The 1,174-nt window shown below is 66.5% G+C and carries 1 rRNA gene and 1 pseudogene; both read left to right on the top strand.

Going from position 1 to position 1,174, the window contains the following annotated elements:
- Window positions 1-177: 177 nt before the first annotated feature.
- A 5S ribosomal RNA gene (gene rrf, locus ABT114_RS20500) occupies window positions 178-294 on the top strand.
- A gap of 96 nt (window positions 295-390) precedes the next feature.
- Window positions 391-1,174 (top strand): annotated as a pseudogene (locus tag ABT114_RS20495) (tetratricopeptide repeat protein); the annotation flags it as partial.

The following is a 1,174-nucleotide window of genomic DNA, read 5'->3' as shown; positions in this document are numbered from 1 at the left end:
GTTGATAGGCCGGATATGGAAGCCCAGTAATGGGTGGAGTTGACCGGTACTAATAGGCCGAGGGCTTGTCCTCAGTTGCTCGCGTCCACTGTGTTAGTTCTGAGGCAACGACTGTTGCCGGCTTTGAGCTGAACACACAATTAAAGAGTGTGCTTGTTCGCTCGAAACCATTAGGGTTTCGGTGGTTATAGCGTGAGGGAAACGCCCGGTTACATTTCGAACCCGGAAGCTAAGCCTTACAGCGCCGATGGTACTGCAGGGGGGACCCTGTGGGAGAGTAGGACGCCGCCGAACAATCTTTGGAGGACCCTTGGTCCCAGCGTTCAGCTGGGGCCAAGGGTCCTTTTCTTTTTTCTGGAGCGCGCCGGGTACTCGGCTGCGCGAGAATGACTGCGGTACCGAAGACAGGAGTCACCGATGTCCACCAACTCTCCCGACGAGCGACCGGAGCGCGACCAGCGGCGACGGGACAGTGGTGACCGCGGCGACCGGGGCGACCGCGGCGGTCACCGCGGAGACCGCGGAGACCGCGGCGGCTTCCGGCGCGACAACGACCGGCGCGACAACGACCGTCGTGATAACGAGCGCGGCGGCCACGACCGTGGCGGTTACGGTCGGCGTGACGACCGCCGCGACAGCGACCGGGGTGGCGACCGGGGCGGTTTCCGTCGTGACGATCGTCGTGGTGATGATCGTAGGGACAGCGACCGCGGGGACCGCGGTGGCTTCCGCCGCGACGACAATCGCGGTGGTTCTGGCCGGCGTGACGACCGGCGCGACGGCGACCGGGGGTCTCGTCCGGCGTTCCAGCGTGACGACCGTCCTGGTGCGCCGCGTCGTGACGACCGCGGTGACCGCCCCGCCTTCCGTCGTGATGACCGCCGTGATGACCGTGGTGAGCGCGGTGGTGGCTACGGCCGCCGTGACGACAGCCGTGGTGCCTACGGGCGGCGCGACGAGCGCCGGGGCGATGACCGCGGCGACCGCGGCGGTTTCCGCCGTGACGAGCGCCGCGACGATCGGCGTGACGACCGCCGCGACAGTGACCGTGGCGGCTTCCGTCGTGATGATCGTGGTGAGCGTCCTCCCTTCCGTCGTGATGACCGTGGTGAGCGTGCTCCCTTCCGTCGTGATGACCGTGGTGAGCGTGCTCCCTTCCGTCGTGACGATCCGT

The sequence above is a fragment of the Streptomyces sp. NPDC002088 genome, from assembly GCF_040296605.1.
Lineage (GTDB): Bacteria > Actinomycetota > Actinomycetes > Streptomycetales > Streptomycetaceae > Streptomyces.
This window is presented reverse-complemented; position numbering and strand designations above follow the sequence as displayed.